Here is a 19,421-nt window from a genome sequence, read left to right as displayed (position 1 = left end):
AGTGATTTGTCTGAAAAATAAAGATAATAAAAATAAATTTAAAGAGAGTGAAAAAATGTCTAATAAAAATAAAAAAAAAATAGCAGTTTTAGTTTCTGGCGGAGGGTCGAACTTACAGTCAATTATTGACAACATTGAGCAAGGAAACTTAAATTGTGAAATTTCTTATGTAATTGCAGATAGAAAGTGTCATGGATTGGAAAGAGCAGAAAAACATGGCATAAAAAATATTTTGCTTGACAGAAAAGTATTAAAAGAAAAATTGTCAGATGAAATTAGCAATGTTCTTGAAAATGATGACGAAAAGACAGATTATATCGTATTAGCAGGATATTTGTCGATTTTATCGCCAGAATTTATAAAAAAATGGTCAAGAAAAATTATAAATATTCATCCGTCATTGCTTCCAAAATTTGGTGGAAAGGGAATGTATGGAATGAATGTCCATAGAGCAGTTATCGAAGCAAAGGAAACTGAAAGTGGTTGCACAATTCATTTTGTTGACACTGGAGTCGACACTGGGGAAATTATTTTGCAGATAAAAGTGCCTGTTCTTAGTGATGACACGCCTGAAATTTTGCAAAAGAGGGTGCTTGAGAAGGAACATGTTTTATTGATCGAAGGGATTAAGAAGTTGCTTGAAAATTAAGAAAAGCAGAAAATATACGGGAGAATAACGATGAGAAGAAATTACGGTAAAATTAAATCTTTGAATTTAGAGAAAAAGACAGGGAGTATAGAAAAAATAGGAAATGAAGGTGAAAAAGATTTTTATTTTGTAGAAAAAGAATTAAAAGGTGTTAAATTTGAAAAGTTAAAAGAAGGACAAATTGTTTCATTTGAACCAAATATTTCTGAAAAAGGAAATTATGCAAATAAAATTTATACGAGAATTATCAGTAAAATTAAAAGTTTAGATTTTGAGAAAAAAAGAGGGTATATTGAAAAAGGAAATTCAGATTTTGAAAAAGATTTTTATTTTGTGGAGAAAGAGTTAAAAGGTATTAAATTTGAAAAACTAAAAGAAGGACAAACAGTTTTGTTTGAACCAAATATTTCTGAAAAAGGGAGTTATGCAAATAAAATAGAAGTTTACGTTTCAAATGAAAAAAATTTTGTAAAAAAATTATCTGAAGAAATAGTAGATGTTCTTAATCAAAAAGTTGATAAAATAGATGATCCAGCTGTATTTGAAGATTTTTGCTTTACAGTTTTTAAATTATTAGGAATAGAAACAGTTTATCAGTATCCTAGAAAAAATCAAGGAGGCAGAGCAGATGGACTGTTCAAATATAATTCACTTGAAGTTATTTATGATTGTACATTAAATGAAGATTATAATGGTAAAGAACATGATAAAAAAGAACAAATCACTAATTACACAGAAAGCATAAATAGAACGCAGACAACAATAGGAGATAGAACTATTAAATTTAATAGTAATAATGAAAAACAAGTTTGGATTATAACAAAAGGAGAAACTAAAAAAATTAGTCAAATTGAAAATGTTAAAGTAATAGAAGTTGATATAAGAGACATAATTAGTATTTATGGTAAAAAAATATCAGAATTAGAATATACTAGATTGCAAAAAGATTTATTGGATTTAGTTAAAGACTAATAAAAAGAAAGGAAATTTTAAAATGAAAAAAAGAGCATTAATAAGCGTTTTTGATAAGACGGGAATTTTAGAATTTGCACAGTTTTTGGATAAAAAAGGTGCGGAAATTATTTCGACAGGAGGGACTTACAGATATTTGAATGAAAATGGTCTTTCTGTAATTGATGTTTCAGAAGTTACGAATTTTAAAGAAATGCTGGATGGTAGAGTAAAAACTTTGCATCCGAATATTCATGGTGGAATTTTGGCAATCAGAGATAATAAGGAGCATATGGAAACAATAAAAGCTGAAGGTATTGAACCGATTGATTTTGTTGTTGTTAATTTGTATCCGTTCTTTAGGGAAGTTCAAACTGACAAAACTTTTGACGAAAAAATCGAATTTATTGATATAGGTGGGCCTACAATGCTTCGTTCAGCTGCAAAATCATTTAAAGATGTTACGGTTATTTGTGAAACTGAAGATTATTCAGCAGTTATGGAAGAAATGAAAAAAGATGGAGAAGTTTCTTATGAAACTAAAAAAAGATTGGCTGGGAAAGTATTTAACTTGACATCGGCTTATGATGCGGCAATTTCTGCGTTCTTGTTAGAAGAAGATTATCCAAAATATTTGAATGTTTCTTATGAGAAAAAATTTGACTTGAGATATGGGGAAAATCCTCATCAATCTTCAGCTTACTATGTTTCAACTACTGAAAATGGAAGCATGAAAGATATTAAGCAATTGAACGGAAAAGAATTGTCATTTAACAATATTAGGGATATGGACATCGCTTGGAAAGTGGTTGGAGAATTTGATGGTCCGGCAGCTTGTGCAATAAAACACTCAACTCCTTGTGGTGTGGCTGTTGCAGATGATATTTTCACAGCGTACAAAAAAGCTCACGATTGCGACCCGGTATCAATTTTTGGTGGAATTGTGGCACTTAACAGAGAAGTTAATAAAGAAACTGCCGAAGAATTGAAAAAAATTTTCTTGGAAATCGTAATTGCACCTTCATTTACAGATGAAGCGTTGGAAATCTTGAAAACTAAGAAAAACTTGAGAGTTATCGAATGTAAAACTCCAAAACCTCAAGATAAATTCGATTATGTAAAAGTTGACGGCGGAATTTTGGTTCAAGGAACAAATAACAAGATGATTGACGAAATGAATGTTGTTACTGAAAAACAGCCTACTGAAAAAGAAAAAGCTGATATGGAATTAGGAATGAAAGTTGTAAAATATGTAAAATCAAATGCAATTGTAGTCGTTAAAGACGGAATGGCAATCGGTGTAGGAACTGGTCAAACTAACAGAATCTGGTCAACAGAACATGCATTACAGCATGCTCAAGAAAAAGTAGGAAAAGACTTGACAGGAGCAGTATTAGCATCAGACGCTTTCTTCCCATTCAGAGATTGCGTAGACACAGCTGCAAAAACAGGAATCAAAGCAATTGTACAACCTGGTGGTTCAATTAGAGATAAAGAATCAATTGACGCTTGTAATGAACACGGAATAACAATGGTATTTACTGGAATTAGACATTTTAAACATTAATTTTTTATGCAGGGAGATTAAAAAAGTTTAGTTTCTCTGCATAGCTTTAATATATTAAAAACCAATGTTATTTTCTAAATTAGTCAAATCATTTATAAAATAATTTAATCTTAAAAATAAAGAAACTAGGAGTTTAAAAAATGATAGAAAAAATTTTAGAAAAATTTAAAAATGACGAAAGAGTAGAAGCAATAGCGCTTGGAGGTTCAAGAGCGGGAGAAAATTTTGATGAAAAGTCGGACTATGATATCTATGTTTATTACAACGAAATGATACCTGAAAAAGAGCGTAAAGAAATTTATTTGGAAATCTGTTCAAAAATTGAAATTGGCAATCATTATTGGGAATATGAAGATAATGGAGTTTTGAATGACGGAGTGGAATTCGATGTGGTTTACCGAAAACTAGACGATTTTATAAATGGAATTTCTTATGTAGTTGATAAATGTAATTCTCATAACGGATATACAACTTGCATGTGGCATAATCTGATAAATTGTAAAATTCTTTTTGACAAAAACAAAAAGCTTGAAAAATATCAAAAACAGTACAGCATAGATTATCCTAAAAAGTTGAAAGAAAATATAATTTTACGAAATATGAATTTATTGTCTGATGCTCTTCCAGCATATAAAGGTCAGATAAAAAAGGCGACTGGAAGAGCTGATGTCGTGAGTATAAATCATAGAATAACAGAATTTTTGGCTTCATATTTTGATATTATTTTTGCATTGAATGAATTAACTCATCCAGGAGAAAAAAGACTTGTGGAAATTTCTTTGAAAAAATGTAAAAAATTACCGAAAAATTTTTCTCAAAATATAGAAAATTTATTAAAAAATATTGCCGTCAATAATGAAAATGTAAATTTGTATATACAAGAAATTGTGAGAGAATTAAAAGAGATTTTAAAATAGGCGGGAGCAAAAATGGAATTAAAAGTGTTAGAATGGACATTTTTTAGAGAGTGTAAAGTTTCAAAAGATATAGAAAATATTTTGGTGGATGGCGAAAGTGCCACGGTTGTGTATAAAACAATACGGGATTTAGCGGTATTTACGAATAAAAGATTAATTGTAAAAGATAAACAAGGAATAACTGGACATAAATCTGAAATTTTTTCATTGCCATATAAATCAATAATTATGTGGTCAATTGAGAATGCTGGGAAAATTGTAGATTTTAATTCTGAAGTTGTGCTTTGGACAAGAATTGGAAAATTTAAAATAAAACTTGGAGCAGATATAGATGTAAAAAAAATAGATTATTTACTCGCAAGTTATATTCTATAAAAAAAATTGCTTAAAATTTATAAATTTATTAAAAAAATTTAAAATATAAATATAAAAAAGTTTAGGAGGCTTTAATGAAAGTACTAATTGTGGGAGCAGGTGGAAGAGAACACGCAATTGCTTGGAAAATTTCACAAAATGAAAAAGTTGAAAAAATATTTATTGCACCTGGAAATGCGGGAGCGGAGTTATTGGAAAAAGCTGAAAATGTGAATTTGTCAAACAATATTGAAGAATATGTAAAATTTGCAAAAAATAATAAAATTGATTTGACATTTGTTGGAAGCGAAGAATTATTAGTAGCTGGGATTGTTGATGAATTTAGAAAAAATAGATTAAAAATATTTGGTCCTGACAAAAAAGCGGCAATTCTTGAAGGAAGTAAAGCATTTTCAAAAGATTTTATGAAAAAATATGGAATAAAAACAGCGGTTTATGAGATTTTTGACGATGCCAACAAAGCAAAAGAGTTTTTAAATAATTGGAGCGATTTCCCGGTAGTTGTAAAAGCGAGTGGACTTGCAGCTGGAAAAGGTGTTATTATCGCTCAAAATCACGATGAAGCAATTAAAGCTGTTGAAGATATAATGGTTGACGAAAAATTTGGAAGTGCGGGAAATCAAGTTGTAATCGAAGAATTTTTGGACGGAGTGGAAGCGTCAATTTTATCGTTTACAGATAGTAAAGTTATCGTGCCACTTTTATCGGCGAAAGACCACAAAAAAATAGGAGAAAATGAAACTGGATTAAATACAGGTGGTATGGGGGTTATAAGTCCAAATCCTTATGTGACTAATGAAGTTTTTGAAAGTTTTAAAAACAACATTATGAATCCGACTTTAAAAGGTATTCAAGCGGAAGAAATGGATTTTGAAGGAGTAATTTTCTTTGGACTTATGATTACGAAAAAAGGTGTTTATTTGCTGGAATACAACATGAGATTAGGAGATCCTGAAACTCAGGCGGTTTTGCCGCTTTTGGAAAACGATTTATTGGAATTGGTGGAATACTCATTTGACAAAAAATTATCAGAATTAAAAGTTTCTTGGAAACCACTTCATTCTTGCTGTGTCGTAGGAGCAGCAAAAGGTTATCCTGAAAGTTATAAAAAAGGTGATGTGATAACTGGAATTGAAAATGCTTCAGATGATGAATTGGTATTTATCGCAGGAGCAAAATTTGAAGACGGGAAATTCAAAACTAATGGTGGAAGAGTTTTAAATGCAGTTGCATTTGGAAAAACATTGGATGAAGCTAGAAAAAATGCTTATAAATTATTATCAAAAATTAAATTTGATGGAATGTATTTTAGAAAAGATATTGGAAATGTGAAATAAAAAAATTATAAAAGTCCCTGAACTATTTTATTTTTGCTATAAAGTAGTTATGGGATTTTTTATTTATCTGTATAAAAACTTTTTTTCTATCAAAAATTAAAAATATATGCTATAATTAATAAAAATTGAAATAAAAAGGTGAATATCTTGAAAAAAAATAAAATATATAAATTACTTTTGTTTTTTATAATTTCAACGATAACAATACCGAAACAAAAGTCCGAAATCGACAAGCAAAATTTTAAGGATGGTGTCATAGATGTTGATATTATAATTAATAGAGATGAAAATTACAGAAAAAATGATAATGATGATGAAAATTATCCTGATGATGATTTGAATCGTGAGCCTGAAGATGGGGAGCTTATTTACTTAGATCAGATTCGGGAAGATGAAGAGGATATAAAAAAGGAAAAATCGGATAAATTGAATAGATTGGAAAAATTTATAAAAAAAATTGATTTGAAGGTCAATCCACTACTGAAATTTAAAGTTGAGAAAAGTTATGGTGCTTGGTATGTGATAAAGACAAGTGATCCGCAAGAAAAAGATTTTCAAAATATAACTTATAACTTTAAACAGGAACAAGATGGCTATAGATTGTCTAAAAGCTATTTGGATCCTCAAAGTAATATTTGGTCAGAGGATATAAAGAGGGCTTGGATTGAAGAAGCAAAAGGAAATGTTTATTTAGATATTGAAAAAAAATATTTTAAACATTTTCAAAATCAAATTTTATTTTTTGATAAAAATTACAGATATATGATTATAGAATTTGCTGACGGAGTAACTCGAGTCTTATCCCGCTATCCGAATAATAATAAAATTTCGCTTGAAGGGGAGGAATTGAATGAGTTTGAAGATTTTTTGCAAAGCAGGAATGATTTAATAAATGTTTATTATGATACAAAAATATTTGGCTTGGAACAGACTGAAGAAAATAGAAAAAAAGAGGCGCTAAGACAAAGAACAAGTCAGTTGGAAGAGCAGTTAAAAAAAGATCCATCAAGTGTTTTTCAAATTGACACAAAAGGGTATTGGAAGGCAAAAGAAAAAGAGCGAAAGGATCTTAAAAAAAATCCGAAAGATCCAAATAATAAGTTGGATGGAGTGAAAGCTATTGAAATAAAAGATGGAAGTGAAATAAAAAAATAATTTCTTGCTAAATTAAAAATATTTATAAATATTTATTAAAAAAATTTTTTAGATAAATAATAAATTTTTGTTTTTTTATAAATAAATTATGAAAAATTTTAAGAAAATAAAATTTAATGAAATAGGAGAAAAAAATATGAAAAATACAATAAAACTTTTTAATATATTTTTGTCTATATTGTTATTTCTGTTTTTAATATTTTTTTACAGTTTTTTTGTTTCAAAAAGAGAATACAAAAATGTAAATATTGATGTAAAAAGAGGTACTACTTTTAGTCAAATTTATAAAAATTTAAAGTTAAATTACGGTATTTTAGATAGAATATATTTAAAGTTAAGTGGAAGAAATAATTTAAAAATAGGTGTTTATCGTTTTGATGGAAAACTTTCCAAATATGAAGTTATAAGAAAAATTAAAAGAAGTGAAATTAGTGGTATAAGGCTTACTATTCCTGAAGGGTTTACTTCAAAACAAGTTTTTGAGAGAATGAATGCACTTGGACTTGGAACAGAAGAAGAAATCAAAAAAAATCTTGCGGAAATAAAGTTTCCATATCCACATAAAGATAACAATTTTGAAGGATACTTTTATCCAGAAACATATATTTTTGCGGAAACTGTTACAACTAAAGAAGTCTTAGAAACTGTATTAAAAGAATTTCTTAGAAGATTCCCGCCTGAAAAATATCCAGATAAACAAAAATTTTATGACAATCTGAAATTGGCTTCAATAGTTGAAGCAGAAGTTTCGGATAGGGAAGATAAGCCAAAGGTTGCTGGAATATTTTTAAAACGACTTCAAATTGGAATGAGATTGGAATCTGACGCAACCCTAAAATATGTCTTGCGAAGACAGGCTAAAAGTGGTGAATTAAAGGCAAATATGTCGCCCTACAACTCTTATAGATTTTCTGGACTTCCGCCAACTCCAATTGGAAATCCGCCATACGAAACTTTTGAAGCAGTTGAAAACGCTGAAATAACTGACAATTTATTCTTTTTCACACATGACGGAAAAACCTATTATTCTAAAACTCATGAAGAACATCTACAAAAAAGAAAAGAAAGTGGGCAAATGAAATAAGAAAAAGATAAAAAAATAAAAAAGAAATCAAAAAGTGAAAGTTGGAAAAAAATAAATGAATAATTTCAAAGAAAAGATAAGAGATTTGAGAAAAAGTGAGTTAATAAAAAAAAGAGATAAAATTTTAATCGCTTTTTCAGGTGGACCTGATTCTGTATTTTTATTTTTTTTATTAAGTTTTTTAAAAAAAGAATATGAGCTTAAAATTTCTTTGATTTATGTAAATCACAATTTGCGAGATGATGTAGAAAATGATTTAGAATTTGTAGAAAATTTTTCCAAAGAAAATAAAGTTAAAATTTTTATTGAAAATCTGAATGTTTTGGAATATTGTAAGAAAAATAAAAAATCAGTTGAACTCGGTGCAAGAGAGTTGCGATACAAAGTTTTGAATGAAAAATTAAGAGAGTTAAATTTTGACAAAATTGCAACTGGACACAATTTGGACGACAATGTGGAAACACTTGTTTTTAGACTTTTAAGAGGGACTTCGGTAAAGGGGTTAAAAGGGATTCCTGCCAAAAGAGAAAATATTATAAGACCGATTTTACAGTTTGAAAAAATAGAGATTTTAAATTATTTGAAAAAAATTGACCAAAATTATATAGTTGATTATACAAATAATGAGAGCAACTATTCAAGAAATTACATAAGGAATGAAGTTTTTCCAATGTTTTCAAAAATAAATAAAAATTTTAAAAATAAAGTGAATGACTTGATTTTGGAAATCAATGAGCGGGAAAATAAATTTGGCAAAATTAATGTAAAAAATAAAAAAAAAGATGAGTTCGTCAAATTTTTGAATGAAAATGATGTGGAAATTTCAAGAAAAAAAATTGACCAAATTTTTTATTCTCTTTTCGATAATTTTGGAAATTTAAAAAATGATGGAGAAAAAGAATTTAATTTGGGAAAAAATAAAATTTTGAAAAAAAATTATTTCGGCTATAAAATTGTTGAAAATGAGGAAAAAAATTTAAAAAATCAAAAGAAATTTGAAATTATAAAGAAAAATCAAAGTATAGAGTGGTATAATTCCAAGACAATAAGTTTTTTTGAAAATATATTGGAATTTGATAATTTTTTTGTTGAAAAAAGGATTTTAAGTACACATTTCTTATTTTTGAAGACAATTTTGCGAGTGATAAAAGTAAAATAATTGTAAGGAACAGGGAAAATGGCGACAGAATTTGGCTTAGAAATTTAGGTCAAAAAAAAATAAAAAAAATTTTAATAGATAAAAAAATATCGAAAAGTGAGAGAGATTTTGTTCCAATTGTAGAATTGGTTTTTGAAGATGAAAAGAAAGAAAATATTATTTTAACAGTTTCAGATATAAAATTTTCAAAATTTGTAAAAAAAATTTTTAAAACTGATATAAAAAATTTTAAAAATAGTAATAAAATATTAGTAATTGGGAGGAAGAAATGGCAGACAGAGATAAAAATGACATAAAGAAAAGATTGGAAGAATTGAGAAAAGACAACAACAGAAAAAATAAGCAAGGGAATGAAAATTCGCCGTTTTCTGGTTTTTTATTTGTTTTACTTGTAGTTTTACTGTCTTTATTTACATTTTTGTTTCAAAGAGATATTCAAAGTTATTTCCAAGAAAAGAAAAATGTATCGTATTCCGAATTTTTAGACAGAACTAGAAGAGGAGAATTTAAGGAAATTGATGAAAAAGATGACAAATTGGTTGCAAAAGGTAGAGTTACTGGAAAAGATATTCTTTTTTATACTAAAAAAATTACTGATCGTGTGGGGAATGAGCCGCAAATAATTAACGCTGTTGAAGCAAAAAATGTAAAATTGAATTCAATGCCTCCATCAGGTGGCGGATACTTTTTAGCAATACTTTTAAATGCACTTCCGCTTATTATAATGATTGGACTTATGGTTTATTTGGCTAAAAAGATGAGCGGTGGTGGTCAAGGTGGACCTGGAAATATTTTTGGATTTGGAAAATCTCGTGTGAATAAAATTGACAAAAAACCTGATGTAAAATTTGAAGATGTTGCAGGAGTTGACGGTGCCAAAGAGGAATTAAAAGAAGTTGTCGATTTTTTGAAAAATCCTGACAAATATACAAAAGCTGGAGCTAGAGTTCCAAAAGGTGTGCTTTTACTTGGAAGACCTGGAACTGGAAAGACATTACTTGCAAAAGCTGTTGCTGGGGAATCTGGAGCTTCGTTTTTTAGCATTTCGGGTTCGGAATTTGTGGAAATGTTTGTCGGAGTTGGAGCTTCTCGTGTGAGAGATTTGTTTGAAAAAGCAAAAGAATCTAGTCCATCAATAATTTTTATAGATGAAATTGATGCAATCGGACGAAAAAGAAGTGCGGGAAAAAATAGTGGAAGCAACGATGAAAGAGAGCAGACATTAAATCAGTTGTTAGTTGAAATGGATGGATTTGATACAGATACAAAAGTAATTGTACTTGCTGCAACAAACCGTGAAGATGTACTAGATTCTGCACTTTTAAGAGCGGGAAGATTTGATAGAAGAATTACAGTTGATGCACCTGATTTACAAGGAAGAATTGCAATTTTAAAAGTTCATTCAAAAAATAAAAAATTAGCTAGTGATGTAAATTTAGAAGATATTGCAAAAATAACTCCTGGATTTGTTGGAGCAGATTTAGCAAACTTATTAAATGAAGCAGCAATTTTAGCGGCTCGTCGTGCTGCTGACACAATTACAATGGCAGATTTAGATGAAGCTGTGGATAAAATTGGAATGGGACTTGGTCAAAAAGGAAAAATAATAAAACCTGAAGAGAAAAAATTACTTGCATATCACGAAGCAGGACATGCTGTGATGACAGAACTAACTGATGGAGCGGATCCAGTTCACAAAGTGACAATTATTCCAAGAGGTGAAGCTGGAGGATTTATGATGCCGCTTCCAGAAGAAAAATTGGTTACTTCAAGTAAGGAATTACTTGCGGAAATAAAAGTTTTATTTGGTGGGAGAGCTGCAGAAGAACTTGTACTAGATGATGTAAGCACAGGTGCTTATTCGGATATCAAAAGAGCTACAAGAGTTGCCAGAATGTATGTGGAAAGCGTTGGAATGAGCAAAAAATTTGGACCTATAAATCTTGAAAATCCAGATGATGAATTTGCATTTATGACAAATAAAAGTGATGAAACAATGAGAGAAATTGATTTGGAAGTTAGAAAAATTTTGATGGATGAATATTTGAATACATTTAATACATTACAAGAAAATATGCATATATTGGAAGGTGTCGCTCAACTTCTTCTTAAAAAAGAAACAATTACTGGAGATGAAGTTAGAAGAATTATCAAAGGTGAAACTTTTGAGGAAATTTTAGAAAAAGAATTTGGAAATAAAAAAGAAGATAAAGAAGAAACTTTGGTTGTAGATGAAAAAAATTTAGAAGATGATTTTGATGCTAAATTTGGAGAATCGAAAGAAAAATCTGAAATTGAAAAACTTGAGGAAACTGTAAAAGAGTTGACAAACGATGGCGAAACTTTGGAAGAAAAATTGAGAAAAGATGATTTTTTTACTAGAGATGAAGATAATAATGACGACGACGAAAAGGATAACCAGAAAGAAAATGCTGAAGATGAGAAACAGAATGAAGATGAAAATAATGATAGTGGCGATGATGAAACTGATGATTTTGGAAGTTCTAAAAAAGACAATGATGATAGTTTTTCAAATGGGAAAAAGAAAAAAAATAATTTTAAATTGCCAAGTTTTATGGAATAATTAAGCATTAAAAAAAATGGAAAGATGACGTAATGTTATTTTTCTATTTTTTTAAAAAAATTTGATTTTTGAAAATCATATGGTATAATTATAAAGTGAGGTATAGAAATGAAATTTTTTCTTTAAAAAGTGTTTTAGTAGGTATTCTAATGACTAATTTTTTTCATTTTCGTCAATTTATGATTACAAAAGGGAAAGTTCAAGAAAAATAAATGAAATTAGTGATTCAAAAAAGCGAGAAAATAGATTAAGTGCTTTATTTAAAGCTATTAGACAACACAATAACAACTTTGTAAAATTTTCTTTGTTGACCAAGGAAAATATTGACAGAAGAAAAGAAGCAATTGAACAAAATACTCCTGGTAATGGAAAATATGGAGTTGCAATAAATGTTTTTGAAATTTTTGGAATTGACGGTACATTGATAGATGTAAATGCTAGAGATGAAAAAGGATATACACCCATTATCGTGGCAATAGAATCTCAAAATAATGAAATTTTAGAATATCTTATAAAAAATGGTGCAAACTTGAGAGAAAAACATCCACTTTTTAAAAGAAGTGTGCTAAATGTGGCGTGTTATTATGAAAATGAAAAAGCTGTAGAAATGTTACTTTCTGCTAATCCAAAATTAATAAATGAACAAAGTGGAATTGATGGATGGACTGCACTACAAGATGCAACATTAAAAGCAAATATTGATATAATCAAAGTTTTATTAAAAAATGGTGCAAATCCTCAGTTAAAAGATTACAATGGAGGAACCGCAATGGATATGGCAACAGATTTTGGAAAAGGTCAAATTGTTAAATTGTTTCGTGATAATGTAAAGGCTAATAGAAAATATTAGTAAATATTATCAAAAAATGTTATTTATAATAAAATTTATACATAAGGAGAAAAAAATGAAAAGATTGACAGGAATTGGTGCTTCTGAAGGAGTATCAATAGGAAAAGTATTACTTTTTGTAGAGGGAAATATAGTTATTCCTCAAGAGATAGACGCTAATTCAACTATTGAAGGAGAATTGGCAAAATTGGAAAATGGATTGAAAAAGTCAAAGACTCAATTAATTGCAATCAGAGAAAAAGTAAAAGAAAAAATGGGTGAGGATAAAGCTGCAATTTTTGATGGTCATATTATGCTTCTTGAAGATGAAGATTTGATTGAAGAAGTGGAAGCTAAAATAACAGGTGATAAATTACCAGCAGCAAGAGCTCTAAGAGAAGGACTTGACGAATATTGTGAAATGATTTCTCAGTTAGACGATCCTTATTTGAGAGAGAGGGCAGCTGATTTACAAGATATAGGAAAAAGATGGTTAAAAAATCTATTGGAAATTAAAATTAATGATTTTAGTAATTTAGAACCAAATACAATCGTTGTTACTAAAGATTTGACACCGTCAGATACAGCTCAACTAGATTTGGAAAATTGTGTCGGATTTATTACAGAAATTGGAGGAAAGACAGCTCATTCGGCTATAATGGCTAGATCTCTTGAATTACCCGCAGTAGTTGGAGTAAAAGGTGTTTTAGGAGAAGTTAAAGACGGAGAATTAGTCATAATGGATGGAGAAACAGGAGAAATTTTCCTAGAACCAACTGAAAAATTAGTTGAAGAATATAAAATAAAACAAGAAAAAATTAGAGTAGAAAAAGAAGAACTTAAAAAATTAATTCATGAAGAAGCAGTCACATTAGATGGAAGAAAAGTAGACATTTGGGGAAATATTGGAAGTCCTAACGATGTTGATGCAGTAATCGAATCAGGAGCAACAGGAATTGGATTATATAGAACAGAATTTTTGTTTATGAATTCTGATCATTTTCCAACAGAAGAAGAACAATATCAAGCATATAGAGTAGTAGCTGAAAAAATGCAAGGAAAACCTGTCACAATAAGAACAATGGATATAGGTGGAGATAAGGAGTTACCTTATTTAGATTTACCAAAAGAAATGAACCCGTTCCTAGGATACAGAGCAATCAGAATATCACTAGAAAATAAAGATATGTTTAAGACTCAACTAAGAGCTATTTTAAGAGCTTCTCAATATGGTCAAATTAAAATTATGTACCCAATGATAAGTTCTATAAATGAAATTAGAAAAGCTAATGCTATTTTAGAAGAATGTAAAAAAGAATTAGATGAAATTGGTAAAATTTATGATAGAAATATAAAAGTTGGAATTATGGTGGAAACTCCTTCAACTGCAATAGTTGCTTATAAATTTGCCAAAGAAGTTGATTTCTTCTCAATTGGAACTAACGATTTGACTCAATATTTCTTGGCAGTAGACAGAGGAAATGAATTGGTATCTAGTTTATACAATTCGTTTAACCCAGCTGTCTTGGAAGCTATTCAAAAAGTAATTGATGCTGCACATCATGCAGGGATTAGTGTAAGTATGTGTGGAGAGTTCGCAGGAGATAAAAGAGCGACTAGATTACTTTTAGGAATGGGACTTGATTCATTTAGTATGAGTGCTTCATCAGGACTTACAGTTAAAAAAATAATTAGAAATAGTAATTATGTGGATGCGCAAAAGTATAGAGATTTAATTTTAAAACAGGATACACCTGAAGATGTAATTGAAAAATTGAAATAAAATAAATAAAAAAGGGCTATTTTTTAGCTCTTTTTCATTATTTTTCATGAAAAATAAAAAGATTAAAATAGAAAAGAGGAAAATATTATGAGTAAAAAAGTTGCAGTTTTTTTGGCAGATGGATTTGAAGAAGTGGAAGCAATCGCTCCGATTGATTTACTTAGAAGAGCTGAAATTGAAGTAGATACAGTTTCATTAACAGATGAAAGTTTAGTGACAAGCGCAAGAAAAGTTAAAGTGGTCGCAGATAAAGTTATAAATGAAATTAACTTTGACAAATATGATATGTTAATTTTGCCGGGAGGACCAGGGCACGAAAATTATTTCAAATCGCAGTTGCTTTTAGATAAAGTTTTGGAATTTTCTAAAGATACTAAAAACAAAAAAATTGGTGCAATTTGTGCGGCTCCGTTGATTTTATCAAAATTAGGAATTTTAGAAAATAAAAAAGCTATTTGTTTTCCAGCTTGTGAAAATGGCTTATTAGAAGGAAAACCTATTTTAACTCGTGAAAGGGTTGTTGTAGATGGAAATATTGTAACTAGCAGAAGTGCGGGAACAGCTATAGATTTTGCACTTGAAATTATTTCACAGCTTTTAGGCAGCAAAAAATCGAAAGAAATTAAAGATGAAATAGTTTATTCAAAAAAGTAAAAAGATAAAATATTTATAAAAAATCAAAAGAACTCATTGAAAAAAGTAAAAAAATCTTGACATAAAACAAAATTTAAAGTACAATTAGCTAAATTGCTTATTATAATTTTGAATTTTAATACATTCTAAAAATAAAAATTAATACATTTATTTATTACTTCAAATAAGAATATAATGAACTTGTAGTATAATACAATAATTATAGTATTATTGTAATAATTTGTAAATTAGATTAATTTAAAAGTGTAAAATTGAGGGAGGAAAAGTTTTATGGAATATCATAAACCAGTGCTATATGATGAAGTTATTGGAAATATTGTAACGGATAAAGATATAGTTTATGTTGACTGCACACTTGGTGGCGGAGGTCATACACAAGGTATTCTTGAAAACTCTTCAAAGAATTCAAAAGTTATTGCAATAGATCAAGATATTGAAGCAATTGAATTTGCAAAAAAAAGATTGGAAAATTATGATAATTTTACAGTATTTCAGGATAATTTTAAAAATATAGACACAGTTGTTTATTTAGCAGGATTTGAAAAAGTTGATAGAATACTTATGGATATTGGAGTTTCTTCAAATCAGCTGGATAATGCGAAGAGAGGTTTTTCTTACAGATTTTGTGCAGAGCTTGATATGAGAATGGATAAATCTCTAAAATTAAGTGCTTATGATGTTGTAAATACTTTTTCTGAAAAAGAAATAGCGGATATAATTTATAAGTATGGGGAAGAGCCAAAATCTAGGAAAATTGCTAGAAATATAGTGGAATATCGTAAAGATAAAAAAATCGAAACTACGACAGAATTAGCTGACATTGTGATAAAATCAATAGGAAAAAGTATGAAAAGGCATCCTGCAAAAAGAACTTTTCAGGCAATAAGAATTTTTGTAAACAAAGAATTAGAAGTTTTGACACAGACTTTGGATAAAGCTGTTAATTTGTTAAATGACAACGGAAAGCTTTTGGTAATAACATTTCATTCGCTGGAAGACAGAATAGTTAAAGAAAAATTCAGAGAGTATGAAAATCCTTGTACTTGTCCAAAGGATATACCAATTTGTGTGTGTGGAAAAAAAAGTTTGGGAAAAGTTATCACAAAAAAGCCTATCGTAGCAAAGGAAATTGAATTGAAAGAAAATAAGAGAGCGCATTCAGCTAAATTAAGAATTTTTGAAAGGAGAGAAAAGTAGGAATGAGTAATATTTCTAAAGAAAAAAAAATGCAAGTGTTGAAAGTTCCTAAAATAACTAATACAGCTAGAAAAATTGCAAAACAAAAAAAGAAAAAGAGATTACAGTTCCTAGAAAAATGAACAAAAGACTTTCAAAAACTGCAGGACTTGATAGAGCAGTAATAAGTAAATTCGCTATTTATATTGGAATTGCAGTAATTGTAGCTTCGATAAAAATTGTAGCAGTAAACAGTGTTAGTTCTTTAGATAGACAGTATAAGGCAAAAAATAAGGAATTGAAAGATTTAAGAAGGCAAGTTTCAACTTTAGAAAATAAGTTTTATGATGGAATTGATAGAAAAAAATTAGAAAAAAAAGCATATGAAGATGGATTTGTCCCCAATGATCCAATAAGGTATATAAAAATAGAAAATAAAAAATAAGATAAAACAAAAAAATATAAAAGATAAAAGATATGCATTTTGATTTTAAATTGAATAATGCGTGTCTTTTTTATATAAATTTTTTCTTAAAAATTGATTGTTCAGACTTGAATAAGTAAAAAAATTATGATAAAATTAATAAGCGAAGTTTTGGAGGTAGAACTATGAAAAAGTGTTTATGTCTAATAATTTTGTTAATTTTTGTAAGTTGTACATCTTTGAATGGCTATAACAAAAATATTTCTCAAATTGAAATTAATGAAATTAATAATGAAATAACAAATGTTATAACAAATTTTAAAAAAGATGCAAACTCAAATAGATACGATAAAATCAAAGAGATTTTTTTAACTACATTTAAAAATAATATTATTGTAAAAAAATTACAAGAATACGACCTTTCAAGATTAACATTTATTTTTTCTGAACCAAAAGTAAAATCTAATAATAAAGCAACTAGTGTCATGGCTGTAAATTATGGCACAGAAAGTGATTATTTTAATATAACTTGGAAAAAGATGGATGATGGGAGCTGGAAGATTTCAAATGTAGCTGAAAAAAAATAAGAAAGGAGAAAAATGAGTGTAACAATAGTAGTATTTGTTTTATCAATTCTTCTTTTTTCTATTTTAGTTTTTTTTATAGCTTATTTCTTGGTAAGTTCTGTATTTAAAAAGAAATATGGAGAGCTAAGTGAACTTGAACTAAGAATAGTTGATGTCAAAAGAAGACTTGAAACATCGAAAAGAGAAGTTGAAATAGAAATTGAATCTTTTAAGAAAGAAGAGACATTAAAAGTAAAAGAAGAATTGTTAAACGAAAAAAAGTAGCAGATGATGAAATAAAAAAATTAAATCAGAGTTGGCTATTAAAGAAGAGAGAATTGCAAAAAAGAAGAGACATTGGAAACAAAAATGGAGCGTCTGGAAGAAAAAGAAATAAGAAATGAAAAATATAAAGACAGACTTGCAAAAAAAGAAAAAGATTTAGATGAAATGATTGTGAATCAGGAGAAAGAATTGGAGAGAATTTCAGAGCTTACTCAAGATGATGCAAGAAAAATTATATTAGAAAAATTAGAAAACGAATTGGATCATGATAAAGCAGTGTTAATAAGAGATTATGAGCATAATTTAGATAGAGAAAAAGATAGAATTTCTAAAAGAATAATTTCTACTGCAATTGGAAAAGCTGCGGCTGACTATGTTGTAGATTCAACAATTTCTGTAATTCAACTACCTAGTGAAGAGATGAAAGGTAGAATTATTGGAAGAGAAGGTCGGAATATTAGAGCAATTGAAGCTGTGACTGGAGTGGATTTGATAATTGATGATACGCCAGAAGCTGTTGTCCTCTCTTCATTTGACGGAGTTAGAAGGGAAGTTGCTAGAATCGCGCTAGAAAAATTGATTTCAGATGGAAGAATTCACCCAACAAAAATTGAAGAAGTTGTGGCAAAAGCGCAGTTAGAAGTGGAAGAAAGTGTATTAGATGCGGCAGAACAGGCAATTTTAGAAGTTGGAATTCCAACTCTTCCAAGAGAAGTCTTAAAAGTGTTTGGAAGATTGAAATTTAGAACATCGTTTGGTCAAAATGTTTTGCAGCACTCAATAGAAGTAGCTCATATTGCAGCTGCACTTGCGGCAGAAATTGGAGCAAATGTGGATGTGGCTAAAAGAGCGGCTCTTCTTCACGATATTGGAAAAGCGTTTTCGCATGAGCAGGAAGGTTCTCATGCACTAAACGGTGGAGAATTTTTGAGAAAATTTTCTAGAGAGAGTGAAATCGTTATAAATGCGGTGGAAGCTCATCACAATGAAGTTGAACAGTTGAGTATAGAAGCAGTATTAGTTCAAGCAGCTGATTCAATTTCAGCGTCAAGACCAGGAGCTAGAAGGGAAACATTGTCCAATTATTTAAAACGATTGGAGCAATTGGAAGAAATAGCAAATAGTCACGAAGGAATTGAAAGCTCGTACGCTATTCAGGCTGGAAGGGAACTTAGATTAATTGTTCATCCTGACAATATTGACGATGATAAAGCTACAATTTTGGCAAGGGATGTTGCAAAAGATATCGAAGAAAAAATGCAGTATCCAGGACAGATAAAAGTAACGGTAATAAGAGAAACTAGAGCGGTAGAATATGCAAAATAGATAAATTAAAGACTGAATTAGTTTTCAGTCTTTTTTATAACAATTTTTGTTTTTTTCCTAAAATAATGAATATTATAAAATATAAATTTTTTTTAAGGAGGTTTATTTTGTGAAAATAAAAATTAGAAGAGCTAATAAAGATGATATTGATGGATTAAATATACTTTTATATCAAGTCCATGGAGTTCATGTAAATGGCAGACCTGATATTTTTAAAAAAGGCGAAAAGAAATTTAGTGACGAAGAATTAAAGAAATTATTAAAAGATGATACAAAGCCAATCTTTGTGGCAACCGATGAAAATAATAATATTTTGGGACATTGTTTTTGTGTATTTCATGAAGTGAAAAATGATAAAAGTTTGTGCGACAGAAAAGTTTTGTATATTGATGATTTATGTGTGGATAAAAATATTAGAAATAGTGGAATTGGAAAAAAAATGTATGAATATGTGCTAAATTTTGCAAAAGAAAATAATTTTACTAGTGTTACATTGGATGTTTGGAATTTTAACGAGAGTGCACTTAAATTTTATGAAAAAATAGGTTTTTTGCCATTGAAAACATTGATGGAAAAACAAATTTAAATTTGAGAGGAAGA

At 28.9% G+C, this 19,421-nt stretch carries 18 protein-coding genes and 2 pseudogenes; all 20 read left to right on the top strand.

The annotated features are described in order from the left end of the window. The first annotated feature begins 55 nt into the window (after positions 1-55). The 20 genes and pseudogenes from purN to AB8B22_RS06465 all read left to right on the top strand — a co-directional run bounded on the left by purN (position 56) and on the right by AB8B22_RS06465 (position 19,407). Positions 56-649 carry a phosphoribosylglycinamide formyltransferase gene (purN, locus tag AB8B22_RS06560; protein ID WP_369710513.1) on the top strand — a complete coding sequence of 198 codons (594 nt, stop codon included), beginning with the start codon at positions 56-58 and terminating at the stop codon, positions 647-649. Between the two features lie 30 nt (positions 650-679). Continuing rightward, positions 680-1,621 carry a cold-shock protein gene (locus AB8B22_RS06555; RefSeq protein WP_369710512.1) on the top strand — a complete coding sequence of 314 codons (942 nt, stop codon included), beginning with the start codon at positions 680-682 and terminating at the stop codon, positions 1,619-1,621. A 22-nt stretch (positions 1,622-1,643) separates the two neighbouring features. Continuing rightward, positions 1,644-3,167 carry a bifunctional phosphoribosylaminoimidazolecarboxamide formyltransferase/IMP cyclohydrolase gene (purH, locus tag AB8B22_RS06550; RefSeq protein WP_369710511.1) on the top strand — a complete coding sequence of 508 codons (1,524 nt, stop codon included), beginning with the start codon at positions 1,644-1,646 and terminating at the stop codon, positions 3,165-3,167. 140 nt (positions 3,168-3,307) lie between these two features. After that, positions 3,308-4,084, top strand: a complete 777-nt coding sequence (locus AB8B22_RS06545) for a nucleotidyltransferase domain-containing protein (RefSeq protein ID WP_369710510.1) — start codon at positions 3,308-3,310, stop codon at positions 4,082-4,084. 12 nt (positions 4,085-4,096) lie between these two features. Continuing rightward, a complete protein-coding gene (locus tag AB8B22_RS06540) occupies positions 4,097-4,459 on the top strand; it encodes a PH domain-containing protein (RefSeq protein ID WP_094080230.1) in 363 nt (120 codons plus the stop codon). Positions 4,460-4,533: 74 nt separating this feature from the next. Beyond that, positions 4,534-5,796, top strand: a complete 1,263-nt coding sequence (gene purD, locus AB8B22_RS06535) for a phosphoribosylamine--glycine ligase (protein WP_369710509.1) — start codon at positions 4,534-4,536, stop codon at positions 5,794-5,796. 147 nt (positions 5,797-5,943) lie between these two features. Then, positions 5,944-6,951, top strand: coding sequence for a hypothetical protein (locus AB8B22_RS06530; protein WP_094080232.1), 1,008 nt, complete (start codon positions 5,944-5,946; stop codon positions 6,949-6,951). Between the two features lie 136 nt (positions 6,952-7,087). Further along, positions 7,088-8,035 carry an endolytic transglycosylase MltG gene (mltG, locus tag AB8B22_RS06525; RefSeq protein WP_094080233.1) on the top strand — a complete coding sequence of 316 codons (948 nt, stop codon included), beginning with the start codon at positions 7,088-7,090 and terminating at the stop codon, positions 8,033-8,035. Between the two features lie 55 nt (positions 8,036-8,090). Beyond that, entirely contained in the window at positions 8,091-9,194 is a 1,104-nt protein-coding gene (gene tilS / locus AB8B22_RS06520) for a tRNA lysidine(34) synthetase TilS (protein WP_369710508.1), read from the top strand. Next, positions 9,155-9,259: pseudogene (locus AB8B22_RS06515) on the top strand (hypothetical protein); the annotation flags it as partial. The gene tilS and the pseudogene AB8B22_RS06515, both read left to right, overlap by 40 nt. A gap of 60 nt (positions 9,260-9,319) precedes the next feature. After that, positions 9,320-9,490 (top strand): hypothetical protein, encoded by a 171-nt coding sequence (locus AB8B22_RS06510; RefSeq protein ID WP_369710507.1) that lies wholly within the window; start codon positions 9,320-9,322, stop codon positions 9,488-9,490. Further along, on the top strand, positions 9,463-11,778 hold the full coding sequence (gene ftsH, locus AB8B22_RS06505) for an ATP-dependent zinc metalloprotease FtsH (protein ID WP_369710506.1): 2,316 nt from the start codon (positions 9,463-9,465) through the stop codon (positions 11,776-11,778). The genes AB8B22_RS06510 and ftsH overlap by 28 nt, the downstream gene beginning before the upstream one ends. A 304-nt stretch (positions 11,779-12,082) precedes the next feature. After that, positions 12,083-12,628 carry an ankyrin repeat domain-containing protein gene (locus AB8B22_RS06500; protein WP_369710505.1) on the top strand — a complete coding sequence of 182 codons (546 nt, stop codon included), beginning with the start codon at positions 12,083-12,085 and terminating at the stop codon, positions 12,626-12,628. 55 nt (positions 12,629-12,683) lie between these two features. Then, entirely contained in the window at positions 12,684-14,390 is a 1,707-nt protein-coding gene (gene ptsP, locus AB8B22_RS06495; protein ID WP_369710504.1) for a phosphoenolpyruvate--protein phosphotransferase, read from the top strand. A gap of 87 nt (positions 14,391-14,477) precedes the next feature. Next, positions 14,478-15,044 (top strand): DJ-1 family glyoxalase III, encoded by a 567-nt coding sequence (locus AB8B22_RS06490; protein WP_369710503.1) that lies wholly within the window; start codon positions 14,478-14,480, stop codon positions 15,042-15,044. Positions 15,045-15,314: 270 nt separating this feature from the next. Continuing rightward, positions 15,315-16,241, top strand: a complete 927-nt coding sequence (gene rsmH, locus AB8B22_RS06485; protein ID WP_369710502.1) for a 16S rRNA (cytosine(1402)-N(4))-methyltransferase RsmH — start codon at positions 15,315-15,317, stop codon at positions 16,239-16,241. A gap of 118 nt (positions 16,242-16,359) precedes the next feature. Beyond that, positions 16,360-16,665 (top strand): hypothetical protein, encoded by a 306-nt coding sequence (locus AB8B22_RS06480; protein ID WP_369710501.1) that lies wholly within the window; start codon positions 16,360-16,362, stop codon positions 16,663-16,665. Between the two features lie 164 nt (positions 16,666-16,829). Then, positions 16,830-17,231, top strand: a complete 402-nt coding sequence (locus AB8B22_RS06475) for a hypothetical protein (RefSeq protein ID WP_314080971.1) — start codon at positions 16,830-16,832, stop codon at positions 17,229-17,231. A gap of 12 nt (positions 17,232-17,243) precedes the next feature. Next, positions 17,244-18,821 (top strand): annotated as a pseudogene (gene rny / locus AB8B22_RS06470) (ribonuclease Y). Positions 18,822-18,930: 109 nt separating this feature from the next. Beyond that, entirely contained in the window at positions 18,931-19,407 is a 477-nt protein-coding gene (locus AB8B22_RS06465; RefSeq protein WP_369710500.1) for a GNAT family N-acetyltransferase, read from the top strand. Positions 19,408-19,421 lie beyond the last annotated feature (14 nt).

This window comes from Leptotrichia rugosa, assembly GCF_041200005.1.
GTDB classification, from domain to species: domain Bacteria; phylum Fusobacteriota; class Fusobacteriia; order Fusobacteriales; family Leptotrichiaceae; genus Leptotrichia; species Leptotrichia rugosa.
The sequence above is the reverse complement of the archived record's forward strand: the minus strand, read 5'-3'. Positions and strand labels throughout refer to the sequence as shown.